The sequence below is a fragment of the Streptomyces sp. NPDC104106 genome, from assembly GCF_055584345.1.
This window is the reverse complement of sequence record NZ_JBVJMF010000003.1, coordinates 129,474-146,529: the sequence shown is the minus strand read 5'-3', so window position 1 is coordinate 146,529 and position 17,056 is coordinate 129,474. Positions and strand designations below refer to the sequence as shown.

Sequence of the window (17,056 nt, the reverse complement as noted above, 5' to 3'; positions counted from 1 at the left end):
ATCCGCACCGCCCGCAATCCGCCGACGCCGTCCCTGCTGGACGCCTGCGACCGGCTCGGCATGCTGGTGATGGACGAGTTCTTCGACATGGGGGACACCGGCAAGAACCCGCAGGACTACTCGGTGCACTTCGCCGAGTGGTGGGAGCGGGACCCGGCGAGCGCGGTGCTGCGCGACCGCAACCATCCCAGCGCGGTGATCTGTCCGCGCCGGGGCCCCGCCACCGGCCGTCTCGCGGGTCAGCCTCTGCGATCCGGGCGGCGGCCATGGCGCTGAGCGCGGCGTGGGGCGTCCCGTCGGGCAGGCCACGCACCCGAGGCCTTTACTTGAACTCACAAGCACCAGGTGTATCGTCCGTGTGATTCAAATTTGAATCAGCAGAACCGCCCCCGCCTGCTCGGGAGGACGCCATGCGCGTCGCCATCACAGGGTCCACCGGACTCATCGGATCCGCCCTCACCCGCTCGCTGCTCGCCGACGGCCACCAGGTCGTCCGTCTCGTGCGCGACCGGTCCGCCACCCCGCCTCGGGACGGCAGCGAGACCGCCCACTGGGACCCGGTGGCGGGGCGGGTCCAGCCCGCTGCGCTGGACGGTGCCGACGCCGTCGTCCACCTGGCCGGCGCGGGAGTCGGGGACAAGCGGTGGACGGCCGGATACAAGCGGCAGATCCGCGACAGCCGGGTCCGGGGCACCGCGGCCGTCGCGCGCGCCGTGGCCGAAGCCGACACGGCCCCGCGCGTGCTGGTGTCCGCGTCCGCGACCGGCTACTACGGCGACACCGGCGAGCGGGTCACCGACGAGGGCGGCCCCGCGGGGGACGACTTCCTGGCGTCCGTCTGCGTCGAGTGGGAGGCGGCCGCCGACCCGGCGCGGCGGGCCGGCGTGCGGGTGGTCCACCCGCGCACCGGGCTGGTGGTCTCGGCCGAGGGCGGCGCCTTCGGCCGGCTCCTCCCGCTGTTCCGGCTGGGCCTCGGCGGCAGGCTCGGCTCCGGCGACCAGTACTGGCCGGTGATCTCGCTGACGGACCACATCGCGGCGCTCCGCTTCGCCCTCGCCACCGAAGAGCTGTCCGGCCCGGTCAACTTCACGGCCCCCTGTCCACCGACGAACCGCGAGGTGACCCGCGTGCTCAGCCGCGCCCTGCACCGCCCCGCGCTCGTGCCCGTCCCCGCCTTCGCGCTGCGCGCGGTGCTGGGCGAGTTCGCGGGGAGCATCACCTGCAGCGCCCGTGTCGTGCCCGGCGCCCTGGAGGAGGCGGGCTTCGCCTTCGCCCACCCGACGTTCGGCCAGGCGCTCGACTCGGCGCTGGGGACGGCCGGTTGAGGCACCGACGCGGCCGGATCGGGACGCCGCCTCCCGCCGAGGAGCGGGTATGTCATCCACGGTGCCGGGCGCGGTACGGCGTTCGTGGTGCCGCGTGCGGGAACGGCCGTCGCGCGGGACCATGGTCGTCCCGCCGTACGGTGCCGGGTCCCGGCGAGAGGACCGGTGGCCAGGGCGACAAGGAGGAAGCCGTGTGCCGACTGTTCGGACTGATCAGCTCCCCGCACCGCACGCACGCCACGTTCTGGCTGCTGGACGCCCCCGACAGTCTCCGTACGCAGAGCCACCGGGAACCGGACGGCACCGGGCTGGGCTTCTTCGGCGCCGACGCGGCCCCGGAGGTGCACAAGGCCCCGATCGCGGCGTACGAGGACCGCGCCTTCGCCCGGGAGGCCCGGGAGGTCGAGTCCGCCACCTTCGTCGCCCACATCCGCTACGCCTCCACCGGGGGCCTGGACATGCGCAACACACACCCCTTCGAGCAGGAGGGCCGGCTGTTCGCGCACAACGGGGTGATCGAAGGGCTCGACGACCTCGACCGGCACCTCGGCGCCGACCGGTCGCTGGTGCACGGCGACACCGACTCCGAGCGCTTCTTCGCCCTGGTCACCCGGGAGACCGCGGCGCACGGCGGCGATGTGTCCGCCGGCCTCGCCGCCGCGGCGCGCTGGGTCGCCGAGCACCTTCCGCTGTACGCGCTCAACGTCATCCTCACCACCGCCGACGAGTTGTGGGCCCTGCGCTATCCCGCCACCCACGAGCTGTACGTCCTGCGGCGCCCCGCGGGCGGGCACCACGGCGCACGGCACCTGGACCACGCGGGCCGCGACGGTCATCTGCGGGTGCGCTCGGCACACCTGGCCGCCCTGCCCTCCGTCGTCGTCGCCAGCGAGCCCATGGACGAAAGTCCCCTGTGGCGGCTCATGGACCCCGGTGAACTGCTCCACGTAGGCCCCGGCCTGCGCACCACGAGCCAGGTCGCCCTGCCCGACGCACCGGCCCACCCCCTCACCCTGGCCGACCTGCGACCCGCCGCGGCCGCGTCACAGCGCCCCGCGTAGCAGGACACACCAGCGCCCTCAGGCCCGGTCGGTCAGGTCCTCGGCGTACACCTGCGACAGCGGCTGCGGGCCGACGTACTGCTGGCAGTTGCACTCCCCGGCCTCGTACCGCAGCGGCTTTTTGTTCTCGTCCCACGCCGTCGGTATCTCGACGCGCTCATGGCAGCGGCCCTCCTTGTCATGCTTGGCCAGATGGTGCGTGCACCCGCAGACCGGCTCCGGCGTGCGCTGAGCCGCTTCGACGGCCAGACGCTCCTGCCGGGCCGCCTCCATCAGCTGCAGCTTCCGCTCGTGCCGGTTGCGCAGCGCGGTGCGCACGGTGTCCGCGAGCCAGGCGAACCCACCCGTCCAGAAGAGGATCAGCACCCACCAGACCCAGTCCATCGATCCCTCTTTCCCCCTGTGCGACGCCCCTGCTTCAGGTCGCGCGCCTGTCCCGGCGCCGGGCGTCGCGGCGCCGGGACATCCGCCCAGGATAGACGCGTCCGCGCAGATCGCACCGGGCGGTGATCCGGTTCACCGGGTCGAAACTTGCGCAAGCTCTAAACTGTGCGCCGTGGACACTACCGAAGTGACGGGTTGGGAGACCGCGGTGCTCCAGGGCGGGCCGGCGGACGGGCTGCGGATGAAGGTGACGGGCCGGCCGCGCGTCGTCCAGGTGACGTACCCGTGCACGGTGGAGGCCGCCTCCGCCGGCGGCGTACGGGCCGAGGCCGTGTACGTGTACCGCCGCGACTACGGCGTGACCGGCGAGCCCCTGCGGTACGGCTTCGACATCGCCAGTCCCTGACCGGCGCGGTGGGTGCGGCCCGGCCGGGCCGCCCCGCAGGCGTGCCCGCCCGGTACCGCTCAGGAGTCGGAGTCGGGCACGTCCCGCGCCGCCGCGTACGCCTGCGCCGGGGTCATGGAGACGCCGTTGAGGCTCACCGTCCGGTACTGGCTGACCTGGGCGCAGGTCTTGGCCTCGTCGGCGGTGGAGGCGTGGGCGTTGGAGACGGCGGCATGGGTGTCGGCGGGCGCCGGCGAGGAGCCTCCGCCGGGGAAGCTGGAGCCGCTCGGCCAGTCCGACCCGATCACCAGGGTCAGACCCGTGCCCGTGCCCTGCTTCAGATGCGCGGAGGACAGGCCGAGCGCCTTGGCGACCGTCTGCGCCTCGCCCTTCTGACCGGTGCCGTAGGTCAGGGTGGTCGTCGTCGCGGGGCTCGGGGCGTTCGCCGTGGTCGTGGCGGAGCTGAAGCCGTGGTCGGTCAGGGCGGTGGCGATGTCCGAGGCACGGCCGGTGACCGTGGTGCCGTTCTCCACCGTCACCGCGATCTGCGCGGCGGGCACGGCCGAGGCGGTGGGCTTGGCGGTGGCCGAGGCCGCCGCGGCCTTCCCGCCCGAACCGGTCGTCAGCGACTGGTCGTTGGCGATCGTGGCGAACAGGGTCTGGGCGCCCGCCCCCACGACCAGGCGCTCCTTGTTGTTCGGGTCGGGGGCCGTCTGCATGGTCGTGAACGTCATGCGCTTCGTGGGCACCTTGTTCACGTCCGTCGCGAGCGAGATCAGCTTGTTCACGCTGCCCAGTCCGTCGTCCACCGTCAGCGCCTTGGTGGCGGCGTCGGCGAGGCCGTAGACCGCGGTGGGGTCGGTGAGGGTGCCCGCGCTCTTGAACTTGCGGATCAGCGAGCTGAGGAAGATGTGCTGGGTCGTCGTACGGCCGAGGTCGCTGCCGTCGCCGAAGCCGTGCCGGGACCGGACGAACTCCAGGGCGCCGACCCCCTTGAGGGTGTGCGCGCCCTTGGACAGCTTCAGATGCGAGTAGGTGTCGTAGACGTTGTCGCTGACACACACCGAGACACCACCGACCGCGTCCGACATCTTCACGACGCCGGAGAAGTCGAGTTTCACGAAGTGGTCGATCGGGATGCCGGTGAGCTGGTGGACGGTGGCCACCTGGCACGCCGGGCCGTACTGCAGCGCGCTGTTGATCTGCCCGTAGTAGCCGTTCGTGGACTGATGCGTCTCGCTGTTCGTACAGGCGGGCACATGGGTCATGGTGTCGCGCGGGATGCTCATCACCGTGGCGTTGGAGCGGTCCGCGGATATGTGCACCACCATCTCCACGTCCGCGTTGCTGCCGGTCTGCACACCCGTGTGGGCGCAGCCGCCGCCGAGCTTGCAGTCCTCCGCGCTGGTACGACCGTCGGAGCCCATGACCAGGATGTTGATCGGGGTGCGGCCGAAGGCGTCCGCCTTCTCGGTGCCGCCCTTGCCGTCGAGCGAGAGGCTGTGGATGTTGCCGTTGAGGTGCTCGTAGAACCACCAGCCCGCGCCGGCCGTGACCACGATGAGGGTCGACATGCCGATGCCGACGATCTTCAGGACCCGTTTGCCGCGCCCTGCCTGACGGGCCCGGCGTCCGCGCTTGGCGGTGCGCGAGCGGGCGGCCGCCCGGACCGCGGCCCTGCCGCCCTGCGCCCGGGCCCCGTCGGCCTCGGACGCCCGCTGACCGGGCACCCGTGCGCTACGGCTCCGCGTGGCCTGGCCGGCGGGGCCGTCCCACGGGTCGCTCATCTCCCACTCCCATGAACGGTTGGGCCCGTCAGTCCCGGCCGAGGGGTGTACGGCCAGGACTGCGCGGCGGTGTACGGGCGGGCGGAGCGCTGCCGCTCCACCTTGCTTGCGTGATTGCGCAATCTAACAAACCTGTGGCCCGAACAGCGCAGATACACACTCGATTCACAGAGGGAGCACCTATGGGAACCGCGTGCGAACCTGGGACGGTACGGGAGCCGGAGTGTACGCCCCCCGGTTAAGAACGGTGTCAGGTGTGATCCACAACGGGGCCCATATGGGTCACATCCCCTACGAATTGCCCGTCGTGATCTTTCAAACCCTGTTCTTACACAGCCACTTCACGGACATCGCGGCCGGAGGGCGCGAGTGGTCTGTGGCCGGTGCGCGCCGTCAGCTGACCGACCATCACCCGGACCAGGGTCATCACGTCCGGGTCGTCGATGTAGTAGACCTGCCGGCGGCCCTCGCGGCGGGAGCGGACGAGCCCCGCAAGCTTCAGCTTCGCCAGATGCTGGCTGACGGCGGGCAGCGCGCCCCCCACCCGGTCGGCGAGGTGCGTGACGTCGCTCTCGCCCTGCGACAGGGCCCACATCAGATGGAGCCTGGCCGAGGAGGCGAGCAGCCCGAACGCCGCGGCGGCCTCCGCCAGCACCTCGGCAGGCGGGTCGTCGAAGCCGGCGGCGTTCTCCGTCACTGTCCTCTCCCGTCCCTGCCCTCATCACGGTCGACGCACATGCGCCCACCCAGTGTAGGCGGCGAAGGAGACGGGGAGGGCCGGCCGGGGTGCGTACCGGCCCTCGGGATCGGCTTCCGGGACCGGTCCGGGGTGGTCAGTCCTCGTAGTAGTTGTTCACGACGACGTCCGGTTCGTCGTCGTCGAAGGCCTCGTTGAGCAGCGCGCCGCCGATGAGACCGGCCGCACCGGCACCGATGAGCGCGCCGGCGCCGAAGCGGCGGCCGCCGCCCTGCTGCCCGTGGTCGTGGTGGTCGTACGGCTCCGCGTATCCCTGCTGCGGATAGCCCTGCTGGGGGTAGCCCTGCTGCGGATAGCCCTGCTGCACCGGCTGCGGGTAGCCCTGCTGGGGCGGGGTGTAGAAGGGCGGCACCGTGGTCTGCACGCGCTGCGCGCAGCCGCCGCAGGTCTGCACGGGGCGCGGCACGCCCCACTGCGGGGACCAGGTCACGGTGGTCGTGCCCGGGCCGTGGTTGGGGTCGAAGAAGCAGGTCACGGTGGAACTCCCGGTGGGTTGCGGGGATGCGGTGAACGCCGGGGCCGGCGGTGCGGCGACCGGTGGCTTGGACAGTGCGGGCTGCGGCGGCGCGGCCGCGCCCTGCGGGTGCGCGGCGAGCGGGGCCGGGCCCGGCGCCGGAGCGGGCGCGGGGCTCGCGTCGGGCGCGGGGCTCGGGGAGGTCTCCTGGAGCACCGTCACGCCGTAGTCGGTGGCGATGCCGGCGAGGCCCGAGGCGTACCCCTGGCCCACCGCGCGGAACTTCCACTCCGCGCCGTGCCGGTACAACTCTCCGAAGACCAGGGCCGTCTCGGCGGACAGACCGCCCGACGCGAGGTCGTAGCGGGCGAGTTCGGCGCCGCCGTCCCGGTCGAGGACGCGGATGTGCGCGCGGTGCACCTGCCCGAAGCTCTGGCCCCGGCTCGCGGCCTCGTAGAGGGACACGAGGAAGACGACCTTCTCGACCTGGCCGGGAACCCGGGTCAGGTCGATCTGGATGCACTGGTCGTCCCCGCCGGACGGGGCGCCCCCGCCGCCGTGGCGGACCGAACCGTCGGGACTCGTCAGGTTGTTGAAGAAGACGAAGTGCTCGTCGGACAGCACCCGCCCCGACGCGCCGCAGAGCAACGCACTGGCATCCAGCTCGTACCCGGTGTTCGCCTGCCAGCCCAGCCCGACCGTCACCGCAGTCAGACCGGGGGCCTGCTTGCTCAGCGACACGTTGCCGCCCTTGGTCAGGGACACACTCATCCACGTCCTCCGCAGCCGCTCACGCTTCCCGCGTCCATCATGATCGACGCTCCTGGAGCCCTGCCGGTTCCCCAGTTGCGCAATGTCTTAATCATGTAGCAAATCCTCGACGGGACCTCACCAGTGGCCGACGACGGCCGGACACCCCCGATGTCCACCCCTACGCTTGCGCGAACACGCAACCGACTGGAAGGCGACACCGTGGGCATCATCGGCTGGATCGTGCTGGGCCTGGCCGCCGGAGCCATTGCCAAGCTGCTGCTGCCGGGCCGCGACCCGGGCGGCCTCATCGGCACCACCGTCATCGGCATCGCGGGCGCCTTCATCGGCGGCTGGCTCTCCGCCCGCTTCCTCGACCGCCCGGTGGAGAAGCACTTCTTCGACCTGTACACCTGGGGCGCGGCGATCGGCGGCTCACTGGTGCTGCTCATCGGCTACCGCATCCTGTTCGGCAACTCCCGCGACTGAACGCTCCCCGCTCAGCGGCACATCGTCACCCTCGGGCAGGGAACACCCATCGTTCGTCCCACCGCGCACGCGACGTGACTCGGATCCCGCGGGTCCCGGATCCGCCCCGAATCTACAACACTGTAGAAACAGCGCGGCGGAGCGGCGCGAGGGACGCCGACGCCGGGAACGGAAACCGGCCACGGCCGGCGGCTCGGCACCCCGGTACGATGTGGCGTTCCTCCGGGCGAAGGGAGACAGCGGGTGACGGACCCCGATCCGCGCCGTCCGCGCAGGGCGCAGGGGGCGCTGGAGACGCAGGTGCTCACGGCGCTGCACACGGCCGGGGGACCGGTGACGGCCGGCTGGGTGCAGGAGCATCTCGCGGCCGACCTCGCCTACACGACCGTGGTGACGGTCCTGGCCCGGCTGCTGGCGAAGAACGCCGTGGCGCGCCGCCGCGAGGGCCGGTCCTTCGTGTGGATGCCCACCGCGGACGAGGCCGGGCTGGCCGCGCTGAAGATGCGCAAGGTCCTCGACGGCGAACAGGACCGGCGAGCGGTCCTGGCCAGTTTCATCACCGCGCTGCCCGAGGGCGACGAACAGGTGCTGCGCGAACTGCTGGACCAGGCCGCCGGCGAGGACTGAGGACGAGACGCACGCCACGATGGGAATCTTCGTCCTCCTCCCCCTGATCCTGCCGCTCACGGCCTGGCCGATCGCCCGCCTGGCCGAGCAGCGTCTGCATCCGCGCACCGCGACCGTGCTGCTGACCTGGGTCTGCACGGTCATGGCACTGTGCAGCACGGTCTGTCTGGCCCTGCTGATGGTGGTCGGCACGGCCCAGTTGCCCGGCAATCCGCTGCCCGACGGCTGGTCGGATCCCGAGGTGCGGGAGAGCGTGCCCCGGCACGAGGTCGCGGGGAAGGCCGCGATCCCGGCACTGCTCTCGGTCGTGGCCGCCTGCGGCCGCTCGCTGCTGCGCCACCGGCGGGTACGACGACGGGCCCACGCGGCGCTGAGGGGGCTGCCGCCCACTCCGGTCGCCGTGCTGCCGGATTCCCAGCCGTACGCGTACGCGCTGCCGGGCGGGCCGCGGGACCGGATCGTGGTGTCCACGGCGATGCTCGGCTGCCTCGCGTCCAGCGAACGGCGCGCCCTGTTCGCCCATGAGCGCAGCCATCTCGCCGCCCGGCACCACCGGCACCTGCTGCTCGTCCAGCTCGCCGCCCGCGCCAACCCGTTCCTGCGCCCGCTGCGGACGGCGGTCGCCTACAGCGCGGAGCGCTGGGCGGACGAGGAGGCGGCTCAGGCGGTCGGCAGCCGCAAGGCCGTCGCCCGGGCGATCGGCACCGCCGCGCTCGTCTCCCGCCCCACCCCGGCCGCCACTCTCGCCGCGCTGGCCGCCCCCGGGCCGCTCCCGCGCCGGGTCGCCGCGCTGCTCGGCCCGGCGCCGAGCGGACGCGCCTGGCCGTCCCCCTTCACCGCCGCGGGCCTGGCGCTGTGGACCGCGGCCGCCGGAGCCGCCCTCTCCGCGATGTTCTCGGCCAACTCGGCGCTCACGCTGCTGCTCCTGCTGCGTGCGGCGACCCCGCTGTGAGCGAGCGGCCCGCGGCTCAGCCCGCGTCGCCGTCCGCCCCCGGAAGGCGCACGGACTGCCGGTGCCGGAAGACGTCGCGGGGGTCCCCGTAGGCCTCGGCGCGCTGCAGCCGCGCACTTGACGGCGGGGTCGTCGCCGTCGCGTACGGCGACGACCTCCGGCGGAGACGGCGGTGGAGCTGGGTGGCGATGTGCCGGTTGCCGGCGCCGGCCTCGACGCAGAACGCCTCCATCGTCGGGTGGAGGGAGATCCGGTCCATGGCGCTGACGCCGGTGAAGACCGCGACGTCGTCGCCGCAGAGTGCCCGGCGCGGGCCGGGCACCCCTGGTGGTCGGGCGGTTTTGGTGGTGTGCTGGTAGTGGCGGGAAGGACCGAGACAGACGCGGAGAAGCGGTCGGGAACCGTGCACCGCGCAATCCGGATCCGCGAGAAGCGGGTGGCCCTTCCCGCCCTGTCGCCGCGCGGCGCACCCCTCCGGGTCCCCGCCGGTGGTGAACGGCCGTCGAGCCGCGGGTCCGTCAGCCCCGGCCGCCGCTGAGGTTGCCCCACCGGGGCCCGATCTGCTTCCACTCCTCGTCCCACTCGGCCATGCGGCGCCGGATGAGCCGGGCGCGCACGCCCCACCCCACGACCCACACCGCCGCGCCGGCCGACGGGGCGACGAGGACGCCGGTGAGAGCCGCCTGGAGATCCGCCGCGGCGCCGGTCACGGGTGCGGACACGACGCGGCCCGCGCTGTTCGTCCAGACCGTGACCTGGGAGCCGGCGGGGGCGCCCGGGGCGACCTTGGCGCGGTCGGTGTGCACGGCGCCGTGCGCGTCCGTCCAGCGCACCAAGGCCCACACCCGCCCGTCGTCGTAGCCCGTCCCGGAGGTGGAGCCGCGTGCCGAGTCGTCGGTCACCACGGCGCGCACCGCGTGCACCTGGGCCCGCCGGGCGGCGAACCCCGAGTCGGCGTGGTGGGCCGCGGCGAGACCCGCGACGGCGCCGCAGACGACGGCGAGCACCCAGGTCGCGAGGACGATCCAGGCCTCGACGACATCGCTGTGGCGCCGCAGCGGATTGCGCCGCCACCGCCACAGCCGTACCGGTGTGACCGTCGTGGGAGGTGTCCGGGTCATCGTCACCGCCTCCTCTCCACCGCCGGGCGAGCGGCGGGTGCCACCACTCCATCGTGCACCTCATCGGGTGTCGTGGCGGTATGGGAGCGGAAAAGACCGGTGTACGGCGGGCCAGGCGCGGTCCGGGCCGGTGCGCGCCGGGAAGCGGTGCCGGGCCGTACGCCGGTCTACGACGGGGTGAGCGGCAGGTCGTCGGTGAAGGCGTTCACCGGCTGCGCGATGGGGCGGGCGCTGGTGGCGTCGAGTGCCGCCCGCGCGGTCGCGGTGCCGAGGGCGCCCCCGGGGTGCCAGGTGCCGGTCACCGCGAGCCAGGTGTCGGCGGGCGGTGCCTCGGTGCCGTACACGCGGACCTTGACCGTCTGCGAGTCCGCGGCGCAGCACGTGAAGATGATCCGGGTCAGGTACCAGCCGTCACCGTCCTCGGCCGGGCTGGCGAAGCCCGTCAGCAGGACGGCGCGGTTCCTGACGGCGAGGCTGCGGTCCTGCTGGACCCGCCTGGTGAAGTCCGTGAGGGTCAGCGGCACCGGTGAGGTCGCGGGCAGTGGAGCGAATCCCTTCTTCTGCACGCTGACCGGCTTGGTGTTCGAGCGGGCCGCGGTGTACGCGCCGAGGGCCGGCGGGGTGAGGAAGAGCAGGCTGAGTGCCGGGAGGAACAACAGCCAGGCGATGCGCGGGGCACGGGAGTGGTCGTGTCCGTGGCCGTGGTCGTCGTCGTGCGCCTGCCGCCGGCCGTCCCTGAGGACCGCCGAGGCCAGGCCGAGCAGCAGCAGGACGGCGCCGGAGACGATCAGGGGCGGACGCAGCCCGGCCTTGACGTAGCGCAGGTAGATGTCGGTGAACAGGGCCGCGTGCAGCAGGCCGGTGCCGGTCAGGGTCAGGACCAGGGCCTGTACCGGGCGCCTCACAGCAGCGCGCCTGAGATCAGGACGCTCGCGGCGACCGCCACCGCGGTGGTGGCCGTGGAGAACCGCCAGGCGAAGGCGCGTCCGAAGGTTCCCGCCTGCAGGGCGATGAGCTTCAGGTCGACCATCGGGCCGACCACCATGAACGCGAGCCGGGCGGTCGGCGAGAACCCGGTGAGCGAGGCGGCGACGAACGCGTCGGCCTCGGAGCAGACCGCCAGCAGGACGGCGAGCCCGGCGAGGAAGAGCACCGACAGCCAGGGCGAGCCGGAGAAGGTGTCGAGAACAGAGCGCGGCACCGCGACGTTGAAGGTGGCGGCGGCCATGGCGCCGAGCACCAGGAAGCCGCCCGCGTGCAGGAAGTCGTGCTGGAAGCCGAGCCGGAACTCGTGCCAGCGGCTGTGGCCGTGCCGGTGGCCGGTGTGCCCGTGCCGCGGCAGGGCGCGCAGCCACTCCTCCTTGCCCAGCCAGAGCCACAGCCAGCCCATCACGGCGGCGGTGGCGAGGGAGGCGAGCAGCCGGGCGGCGACCATCGCGGGGGCGCCCGGGAAGGCGACGGCGGTGGCGGTCAGCACCACGGGGTTGACGGCCGGTGCGGAGAGCAGGAAGGCGAAGGCCGCGGCCGGGGTGACGCCCCGCCGGATCAGGCTGTGGGCCACGGGTACGGAGGCGCACTCGCAGCCCGGCAGCACGGCGCCCGCGATCCCGGCCACCGGCACGGCGAGGGCGGGCCGCTTCGGCAGGACCCTGGTGAACAGGCCGGCCGGGACGAAGGCGTTGATGGCGCCGGACAGGGCGGTGCCGAGGAGCAGGAAGGGGAGCGCCTGGACGGTGATGGCGAGGCAGACGGTGCGCCAGGCCTGGACGGCCGGCTGGTTCAGCCAGGAGGTGCCGACGAGCGGGAACACGGCCGCGGCCGCGGCCGCCGCCGCGATCGCGAGGACGGCGCCGTGCGGCCACGGCCGGACGCGGCGCACGGGCGGATCGACGGGTACGACCGTCACGCCCTCGGCCACACCCACCAGTTCATCCGTTTTTTCCATGGTCACTCCGGATGTCGGTGTCCGGGCGACGATAAGCGAGGGGGTTGCTCCGGCGGCGGCGCACACGCCGCCGGGCGGCCGAGCCGCGGGCCGCGTTCCGCCCCTTGGCGGTCCCGGTGGCTCTTCTCACAATTCACCCTGAAACGGGGTGAAGGTGATGGCTGTCATGTCGCCCTGTGCCCGTTCCGGCTCTGTTCCCGGCCATGCCGTCCCTCTTCCCCCGCACCGGCACCGGTCTGCTGCCGGCCGCGGTCGCGGCCCTGTTGGCCGCCGGGGCCCTGCACCCGGCCCCGGCGGCCGCGGCCACCGCCTCCTCCGGTACCCCGGCCCGCGCCACCGCCGCCGTGCTCGAGCAGACCTGGGGCGTGTCGGCGGCCGGCGGCCCGCAGCCGGCGCTGAAGAACGGCTGGCTGCGGCGCGCCGCGTCCGGTCTGTGGGACGTCAACAGCGTCGACCGGGTCACGGTGCGCGGGCACCGCTACCTCGTCGCGGTCCTGTCGGACGGCAGCGCCTCCATGGGCGAGGGCGTCTCCCTGGTGGAGCGGACCGTGCGCGTGGCCGTCGCCTGAGGCCGGTCAGGGGCGCCGGGACCGGAGCAGGGCGGTGCCGGTGAGCGCGGCGAGCCCGGCGAGGCACAGCCAGGCGAAGGCGTCCCCGATCCGGTCGTAGACCGTGGTGCCGCCGTGCACGGGCACGTAGGCCACCATGGTCTGCCCGCCGGTCGCGCCGGTGGCGAAGTAGTCCGAGGTGGCGAGGACTTGGCCCTGGGCGTCGTAGGCGGCCGAGACCCCTTCCGCGTCCTGGCGGATCAGGGCGTAGCCGCCTTCGACGGCGCCGGCCGCCGCCTTGTCGGTGTGCGCGCGGCCGTACTCCTTCCAGTCGTGCGAGGGGACGAGCATGATGTCGGTCCGGGTGCGCATCAGGTCCGGGAAGTCGGCGTCGTAGCAGATCACGGTGGCGACGCGGCCGTACGGGGTGCGGACGACGGGCACGTGGCCGTCGCCGGGGCGGAACTTCTCCGAGCCGGGGATCGGATGGGCCTTCTGGTAGGTCCACAGCACCGTGCCCCGGGGATCGATGAGGATCGCCTCGTTCCGGCCGTAGGAGCCAGGCGCGGCGCTGTAGACGCGGACGCCGATCTCCAGGTAGACGCCCGAGCTGCGGGCCTGCCGCCGCGCCGCCGCTACGGCGGTGGCCTCGTCGTCCTCGCGGGTCCGGACGGCCTCCTCGGGCCAGACGACGATCTTCGCGCCGGCCGCGGCCTCGCGGCGGGTGGCCGCCAGCAGGTCGTCCTCGACCGCGGTCATCACGGGCCGTACCGCGCCGGCGGGGGCCGCGGCGACGCCTCCGGGGCCGCCGGCGTACCGGGCGAGCGTGGCCTTGAGCGTGTCGGTGACCGTGCGGGCCGGGGTGACACCGGCGATGCGCACGGTCGTGCTCTGGGGCGGGAAGAAGGCGAGCCGGGCGCCGCCGGCGAGGAGCACGCCCAGCAGGACGGCCGTGCAGCCGAGTGCGCCGCGCCATGAGGCGCCCTCCCAGAGGCGGTTGACCGTGCTCGCGACCCAGGCGATGAGGAAGCCGACCCCCCAGGGGCCGGTGACCGCGACGAGCTGCAGGAGCGGGAGGTCCGCGTGCTGGGTGACGGCGAGCGAGCCGTACGCGGTGCCGAACGGGGACACCACGGTGATCAGGAACTCCGCGGCGGCGACCGCCGCAGGGAAGACCAGGGCCGCGGGCAGCGGGGACAGCCGGGGCGCCAGCCATCGGTCGGCGAGGAACGGCAGCGTCTGCAGGGCGGCCAGCGCTACGGCCCCGGCGAGCACCACGGCGTTGAAGCCGATCGCCGACTCCTGGACCCAGAAGGCGGCGGCCAGGCAGTGCGCCGCCCAGACCCCCAGCGCTCCCGACCAGGCACGGCTCAGACGGGTGAAGCGCAGCAGCAGGACGGGGAAGAGCCAGGCGGCGGCCGGGATGTCCCACCGGCCGCCGACCGCGAAGAGCAGCACCGCGGTGCCGAGCGGCAGCAGGACCCAGCGCTGCGGACGGGAGCGGGCGGGCGGCGCGGGCCGCTCGGTGGCCGGCCGGGCGGAGGGCTGTACGGCTGTGTTCGTCATGTCCGGGGACGCTAGGGCGCACCGCCCCGGCCGCGCCTCGGGCCCGGTGCGGATTCCCGGCCCGCCCGGCGCACCTTTCGGTGCGCGACCGGTGGAGGATCCGCCCGCCGCACGTGTCGTCTAGCCTGACGGACCGAGATGACCACCCAGGTGAAGACCCTCCCCCGAGCAGTCCGGCGCCTGCTCGCCGGCCGGCCGCGGCTGACGGACGCCGCATGGGTCGGCGCCCTCACGCTGGTCGACATGGCCACGGTGCTGGACCGCACGCCGGCGCCGCCCGGCTGGGGTGTCGCGCTGTGGGGCGCGCAGACCGTGCCGCTGCTGTGGCGGCGGGCGGCGCCGCGTGCCGTGTTGGTCGCGATGACCGGGCTGTACGTCCTCTTCCAGGCGCTCGGCCCGGTCCCGTCGAAGGTGCCGGGGCCGTTCCTGCTGATGCTCGGCGTCTACGCCGTGGCCCGGTACGCGCCGGCCCGCGCGAGCCTGCCGCTCACCTCGCTCGGCCTCGTCTCGGCCGCCGTCACCGACGCGCTGAGCGGGCACTGGGAGCCGCCCCGGCTCGGCTCGCTGGAGCCGATCAGCGTCACGACGTTCGCGTTCTTCTTCGCGCTGGCCTGGCTGCTGGGGTTCGGGCGGCGCCGGATCGACGCCGACGCGGGCCGCCTGCGCGAGCTGAACCGGCGGCTCTCGGCCGAGCAGGAGGTCAACGCCCGGCAGGCCGTGCTCACCGAGCGGGCCCGGATCGCCCGCGATCTGCACGACGTCGTCGCCCATCACGTCAGCGCGATCGCCCTGCAGGCGCGGGCCGCCGAGGACGTGCTCACCTCCGGTCCGCTCCAGCGGGAGGCGGCAGCCCACGGCGTCGGGGTCATCGCGCGGACGGCCGACACGGCGCTCACGGAGATGCGGCGGCTGCTCGGGCTGCTGTCGTTCGGCGAACCGGATCTTGTCCCCGGGCCGTCCCTCGGCCGTCTGGACGGTCTCGTCGGCGTCGCGGTCTCGGCGGGGTGCCGGGTGACCTGGGCCCTGGAGGTGGAGGAGCGTTCGGCACCGCCCGCCGGGATGCAGGTCTCGGCCTACCGGATCGTGCAGGAGGCGCTGACGAACGTGGTCAAGCACGCCGGCCCGGTCGCCGTGCGGATCGCGGTGCGCGGTGACGACGCGCGGCTCACGGTCGAGGTCGACAACGGCCCGCCGGAGCCGGGCCACCGGCCGGTGCCGGGCACCGGGCGGGGGCTCGTGGGGATGCGGGAGCGCGTGGCGGCGTTCGACGGCACGCTGGAGGCCGGGCCGCGCCCGGACGGCGGCTGGCGGCTGCGCGCCGTACTGTGCGCGCGGGCGGGGCAGGAGGACCGGTGACCGTACGCGTACTGGTGGCGGACGACCAGGAGATCGTGCGGACCGCGCTGCGGCTCGTCATCGACCGGCGTGCCGGGCTGTCGGTCGTCGGGGAGGCCGCCGACGGCGAACAGGCCGTGGCCCGGGCGCTGGCCCTCGTCCCGGACGTGGTGGTGATGGACGTACGGATGCCCGGCACGACCGGTGTCGAGGCGACCCGGCGGATCGTACGGGAGTGGCCCGGTCCCGGGCCGGTGCCGCGGGTGCTGGTGCTGACCACCTTCGACCTGGACGAGTACGTGCACGCGGCCCTGCGCGCCGGGGCCGTCGGCTTCCTGCTGAAGAACAGCCGGCCGGAGCAGCTCGCCGAGGCCCTGCGCGCGGCGGCCGCCGGCGAGCCGGTGCTCGCCCCGACCGTCGCCCGGCGCCTCATCGACGCCGTCACCGCGCTGCCGCCGGCGCTCCTGCCCACCGCGTCCGGTCCCGCGCCGGACCCGGTGCGCGGGGTGCTCACCGAGCGCGAGACCCAGGTCCTGGTGCTGGTCGCGCGCGGCCTGTCCAACGCCCGGATCGCGGCCGAGCTGGGGCTGAGCGAGGCGACGGTGAAGAGCCGGGTCAACCGCATCCTGACCCGGCTGGGACTGGAGAACCGCGTCCAGGCCGCGCTGTACGCGCACCGGGTCGGTCTCGCCTGACGGGCCGACACGGTGCGCGCGGCGGTGCGCCCGCGCTCCCGGTTCCCGTGACCGGCCCGTGCCTGCCCCGCCCGCCGCGCGCCGCGCAGCGCCCGCAGACCCACGCGCCGGCGCCCTGCGAGCGGGGGGACGCCTGTCCGCGCGCCCGCGAGCTGCACATCCACCCCGACACGCTGCGCTACCGGCTGCGCCGCGCGGCCGAGTTGACCGGACTCGACCTGGGCGACCCCGACCAGCGCCTGCTGACGACCCTGCACCTGCGCCGGCTGCTGCGGCCGCGGCCGGGGCGGTGAGCGCCGTGTCCGGTCGGCCGACGGTCACGGTGAACGGTCCGGCGAGCACGGTCGCTGACCACCGCGGCGGAACGGCTGGACGCCCGCGCCCGTCGGCACATCGCCGCACGGGACAGCACACCGGATCCGGGCCGGCCCGCAGGACAGGACGCCCGCGCCCTGTTCACGGAGCGGTTCGCGCCGGCGCTGCCGGTGGAGTTCCCGCCCGGCCCGGACGCGGCCCGCTTCGTGCGCTGCGGCCACCCGGGGCCGTACCTCGTCCAGGCGGGCGGGGTGCGCCCCTGCGAGCCCGACCCGCCCGGCGCGCCGCTCGGCCTCGGCGATCTGCTGGACGCCCGGCTCGCCGCCCGGACCGTGCCGTTCGGGCCCGGTACCGTCTCGTGCGGTACACCGACGGATTCATCGAGGCCCGCGACCGCCGGGGCCGCGTAGCCGCTTCCACGACCCGACCGCCCGGGTGCGCGCGCAGGCCGGCAGGACACTGTCCGCCATGGTGGCCGCGCCGCGCCACGACCTCATGAACCACGTGCGCGGCGACCTCGGTGACGACGCGGCCCTGGTGGCCCCGGAGCGGAGGCCGCG

The 17,056-nt window shown here is 74.2% G+C and carries 21 protein-coding genes; 12 read left to right on the top strand and 9 right to left on the bottom strand.

Annotated elements, in window-relative coordinates:
• From ACZ60X_RS08020 to ACZ60X_RS08010, 3 genes are all read left to right on the top strand, one after another.
• The gene (locus ACZ60X_RS08020; RefSeq protein WP_469595954.1) at window positions 1-276 is read left to right on the top strand and encodes a hypothetical protein; all 276 of its coding nucleotides are present in this window, start codon (window positions 1-3) and stop codon (window positions 274-276) included.
• A 134-nt stretch (window positions 277-410) separates the two neighbouring features.
• Complete coding sequence (locus tag ACZ60X_RS08015; RefSeq protein WP_469594792.1) at window positions 411-1,325, top strand: TIGR01777 family oxidoreductase; 915 nt, start codon at window positions 411-413, stop codon at window positions 1,323-1,325.
• Between the two features lie 191 nt (window positions 1,326-1,516).
• Complete coding sequence (locus tag ACZ60X_RS08010) at window positions 1,517-2,386, top strand: class II glutamine amidotransferase (RefSeq protein ID WP_469594790.1); 870 nt, start codon at window positions 1,517-1,519, stop codon at window positions 2,384-2,386.
• An 18-nt stretch (window positions 2,387-2,404) separates the two neighbouring features.
• On the opposite strand, the gene ACZ60X_RS08005 is transcribed toward ACZ60X_RS08010, so the two are convergent.
• Window positions 2,405-2,770, bottom strand: coding sequence for a hypothetical protein (locus ACZ60X_RS08005; RefSeq protein WP_469594788.1), 366 nt, complete (start codon window positions 2,768-2,770; stop codon window positions 2,405-2,407).
• A 172-nt stretch (window positions 2,771-2,942) separates the two neighbouring features.
• Between ACZ60X_RS08005 and ACZ60X_RS08000 the strand changes: the two genes are divergently transcribed.
• Window positions 2,943-3,176 (top strand): hypothetical protein, encoded by a 234-nt coding sequence (locus ACZ60X_RS08000; protein ID WP_469594786.1) that lies wholly within the window; start codon window positions 2,943-2,945, stop codon window positions 3,174-3,176.
• A gap of 59 nt (window positions 3,177-3,235) precedes the next feature.
• Here ACZ60X_RS08000 and ACZ60X_RS07995 read toward each other — a convergent pair whose 3' ends face one another.
• The 3 genes from ACZ60X_RS07995 to ACZ60X_RS07985 form a co-directional block, all read right to left on the bottom strand.
• On the bottom strand, window positions 3,236-4,942 hold the full coding sequence (locus ACZ60X_RS07995) for an LCP family protein (RefSeq protein WP_469594783.1): 1,707 nt from the start codon (window positions 4,940-4,942) through the stop codon (window positions 3,236-3,238).
• Window positions 4,943-5,270: 328 nt separating this feature from the next.
• Window positions 5,271-5,639 (bottom strand): ArsR/SmtB family transcription factor, encoded by a 369-nt coding sequence (locus ACZ60X_RS07990; protein WP_469594781.1) that lies wholly within the window; start codon window positions 5,637-5,639, stop codon window positions 5,271-5,273.
• Window positions 5,640-5,775: 136 nt separating this feature from the next.
• A complete protein-coding gene (locus ACZ60X_RS07985) occupies window positions 5,776-6,924 on the bottom strand; it encodes a TerD family protein (RefSeq protein WP_469594778.1) in 1,149 nt (382 codons plus the stop codon).
• 201 nt (window positions 6,925-7,125) lie between these two features.
• On the opposite strand from ACZ60X_RS07985, the gene ACZ60X_RS07980 reads away from it, so the two are divergent.
• The 3 genes from ACZ60X_RS07980 to ACZ60X_RS07970 all read left to right on the top strand — a co-directional run bounded on the left by ACZ60X_RS07980 (window position 7,126) and on the right by ACZ60X_RS07970 (window position 8,971).
• Complete coding sequence (locus ACZ60X_RS07980; RefSeq protein WP_469594775.1) at window positions 7,126-7,392, top strand: GlsB/YeaQ/YmgE family stress response membrane protein; 267 nt, start codon at window positions 7,126-7,128, stop codon at window positions 7,390-7,392.
• Between the two features lie 243 nt (window positions 7,393-7,635).
• Window positions 7,636-8,019 carry a BlaI/MecI/CopY family transcriptional regulator gene (locus ACZ60X_RS07975; protein WP_469594773.1) on the top strand — a complete coding sequence of 128 codons (384 nt, stop codon included), beginning with the start codon at window positions 7,636-7,638 and terminating at the stop codon, window positions 8,017-8,019.
• A gap of 19 nt (window positions 8,020-8,038) precedes the next feature.
• Window positions 8,039-8,971, top strand: a complete 933-nt coding sequence (locus tag ACZ60X_RS07970) for a M56 family metallopeptidase (RefSeq protein ID WP_469594771.1) — start codon at window positions 8,039-8,041, stop codon at window positions 8,969-8,971.
• Window positions 8,972-8,987: 16 nt separating this feature from the next.
• On the opposite strand, the gene ACZ60X_RS07965 is transcribed toward ACZ60X_RS07970, so the two are convergent.
• The 4 genes from ACZ60X_RS07965 to ACZ60X_RS07950 form a co-directional block, all read right to left on the bottom strand.
• The gene (locus ACZ60X_RS07965; protein ID WP_469594769.1) at window positions 8,988-9,293 is read right to left on the bottom strand and encodes a hypothetical protein; all 306 of its coding nucleotides are present in this window, start codon (window positions 9,291-9,293) and stop codon (window positions 8,988-8,990) included.
• A 196-nt stretch (window positions 9,294-9,489) separates the two neighbouring features.
• Entirely contained in the window at window positions 9,490-10,092 is a 603-nt protein-coding gene (locus tag ACZ60X_RS07960) for an Rv1733c family protein (protein ID WP_469594766.1), read from the bottom strand.
• Between the two features lie 167 nt (window positions 10,093-10,259).
• Window positions 10,260-10,997, bottom strand: a complete 738-nt coding sequence (locus ACZ60X_RS07955; protein ID WP_469594764.1) for a TIGR03943 family putative permease subunit — start codon at window positions 10,995-10,997, stop codon at window positions 10,260-10,262.
• The gene (locus ACZ60X_RS07950; RefSeq protein WP_469594762.1) at window positions 10,994-12,037 is read right to left on the bottom strand and encodes a permease; all 1,044 of its coding nucleotides are present in this window, start codon (window positions 12,035-12,037) and stop codon (window positions 10,994-10,996) included. Before ACZ60X_RS07950 ends, ACZ60X_RS07955 begins: the two co-directional genes overlap by 4 nt.
• A gap of 176 nt (window positions 12,038-12,213) precedes the next feature.
• Between ACZ60X_RS07950 and ACZ60X_RS07945 the strand changes: the two genes are divergently transcribed.
• A complete protein-coding gene (locus ACZ60X_RS07945) occupies window positions 12,214-12,606 on the top strand; it encodes a hypothetical protein (RefSeq protein ID WP_469594760.1) in 393 nt (130 codons plus the stop codon).
• A gap of 6 nt (window positions 12,607-12,612) precedes the next feature.
• Here ACZ60X_RS07945 and ACZ60X_RS07940 read toward each other — a convergent pair whose 3' ends face one another.
• Window positions 12,613-14,151: a nitrilase-related carbon-nitrogen hydrolase gene (locus ACZ60X_RS07940; RefSeq protein ID WP_469594758.1), complete on the bottom strand. Its 1,539-nt coding sequence runs from the start codon at window positions 14,149-14,151 to the stop codon at window positions 12,613-12,615.
• Window positions 14,152-14,289: 138 nt separating this feature from the next.
• Here ACZ60X_RS07940 and ACZ60X_RS07935 point away from each other — a divergent pair, with 138 nt between their 5' ends.
• Genes ACZ60X_RS07935 through ACZ60X_RS07920 form a run of 4 tightly spaced genes read left to right on the top strand, consistent with a single transcriptional unit; the run spans window position 14,290 to window position 16,906 of the window.
• Window positions 14,290-15,507, top strand: a complete 1,218-nt coding sequence (locus ACZ60X_RS07935) for a sensor histidine kinase (protein WP_469594756.1) — start codon at window positions 14,290-14,292, stop codon at window positions 15,505-15,507.
• Window positions 15,504-16,181 (top strand): response regulator, encoded by a 678-nt coding sequence (locus ACZ60X_RS07930; protein WP_469594753.1) that lies wholly within the window; start codon window positions 15,504-15,506, stop codon window positions 16,179-16,181. The genes ACZ60X_RS07935 and ACZ60X_RS07930 overlap by 4 nt, the downstream gene beginning before the upstream one ends.
• A gap of 47 nt (window positions 16,182-16,228) precedes the next feature.
• Window positions 16,229-16,474, top strand: coding sequence for a helix-turn-helix domain-containing protein (locus ACZ60X_RS07925; protein ID WP_469594751.1), 246 nt, complete (start codon window positions 16,229-16,231; stop codon window positions 16,472-16,474).
• Between the two features lie 54 nt (window positions 16,475-16,528).
• Window positions 16,529-16,906 carry a SpoIIE family protein phosphatase gene (locus ACZ60X_RS07920; protein ID WP_469595952.1) on the top strand — a complete coding sequence of 126 codons (378 nt, stop codon included), beginning with the start codon at window positions 16,529-16,531 and terminating at the stop codon, window positions 16,904-16,906.
• Window positions 16,907-17,056 lie beyond the last annotated feature (150 nt).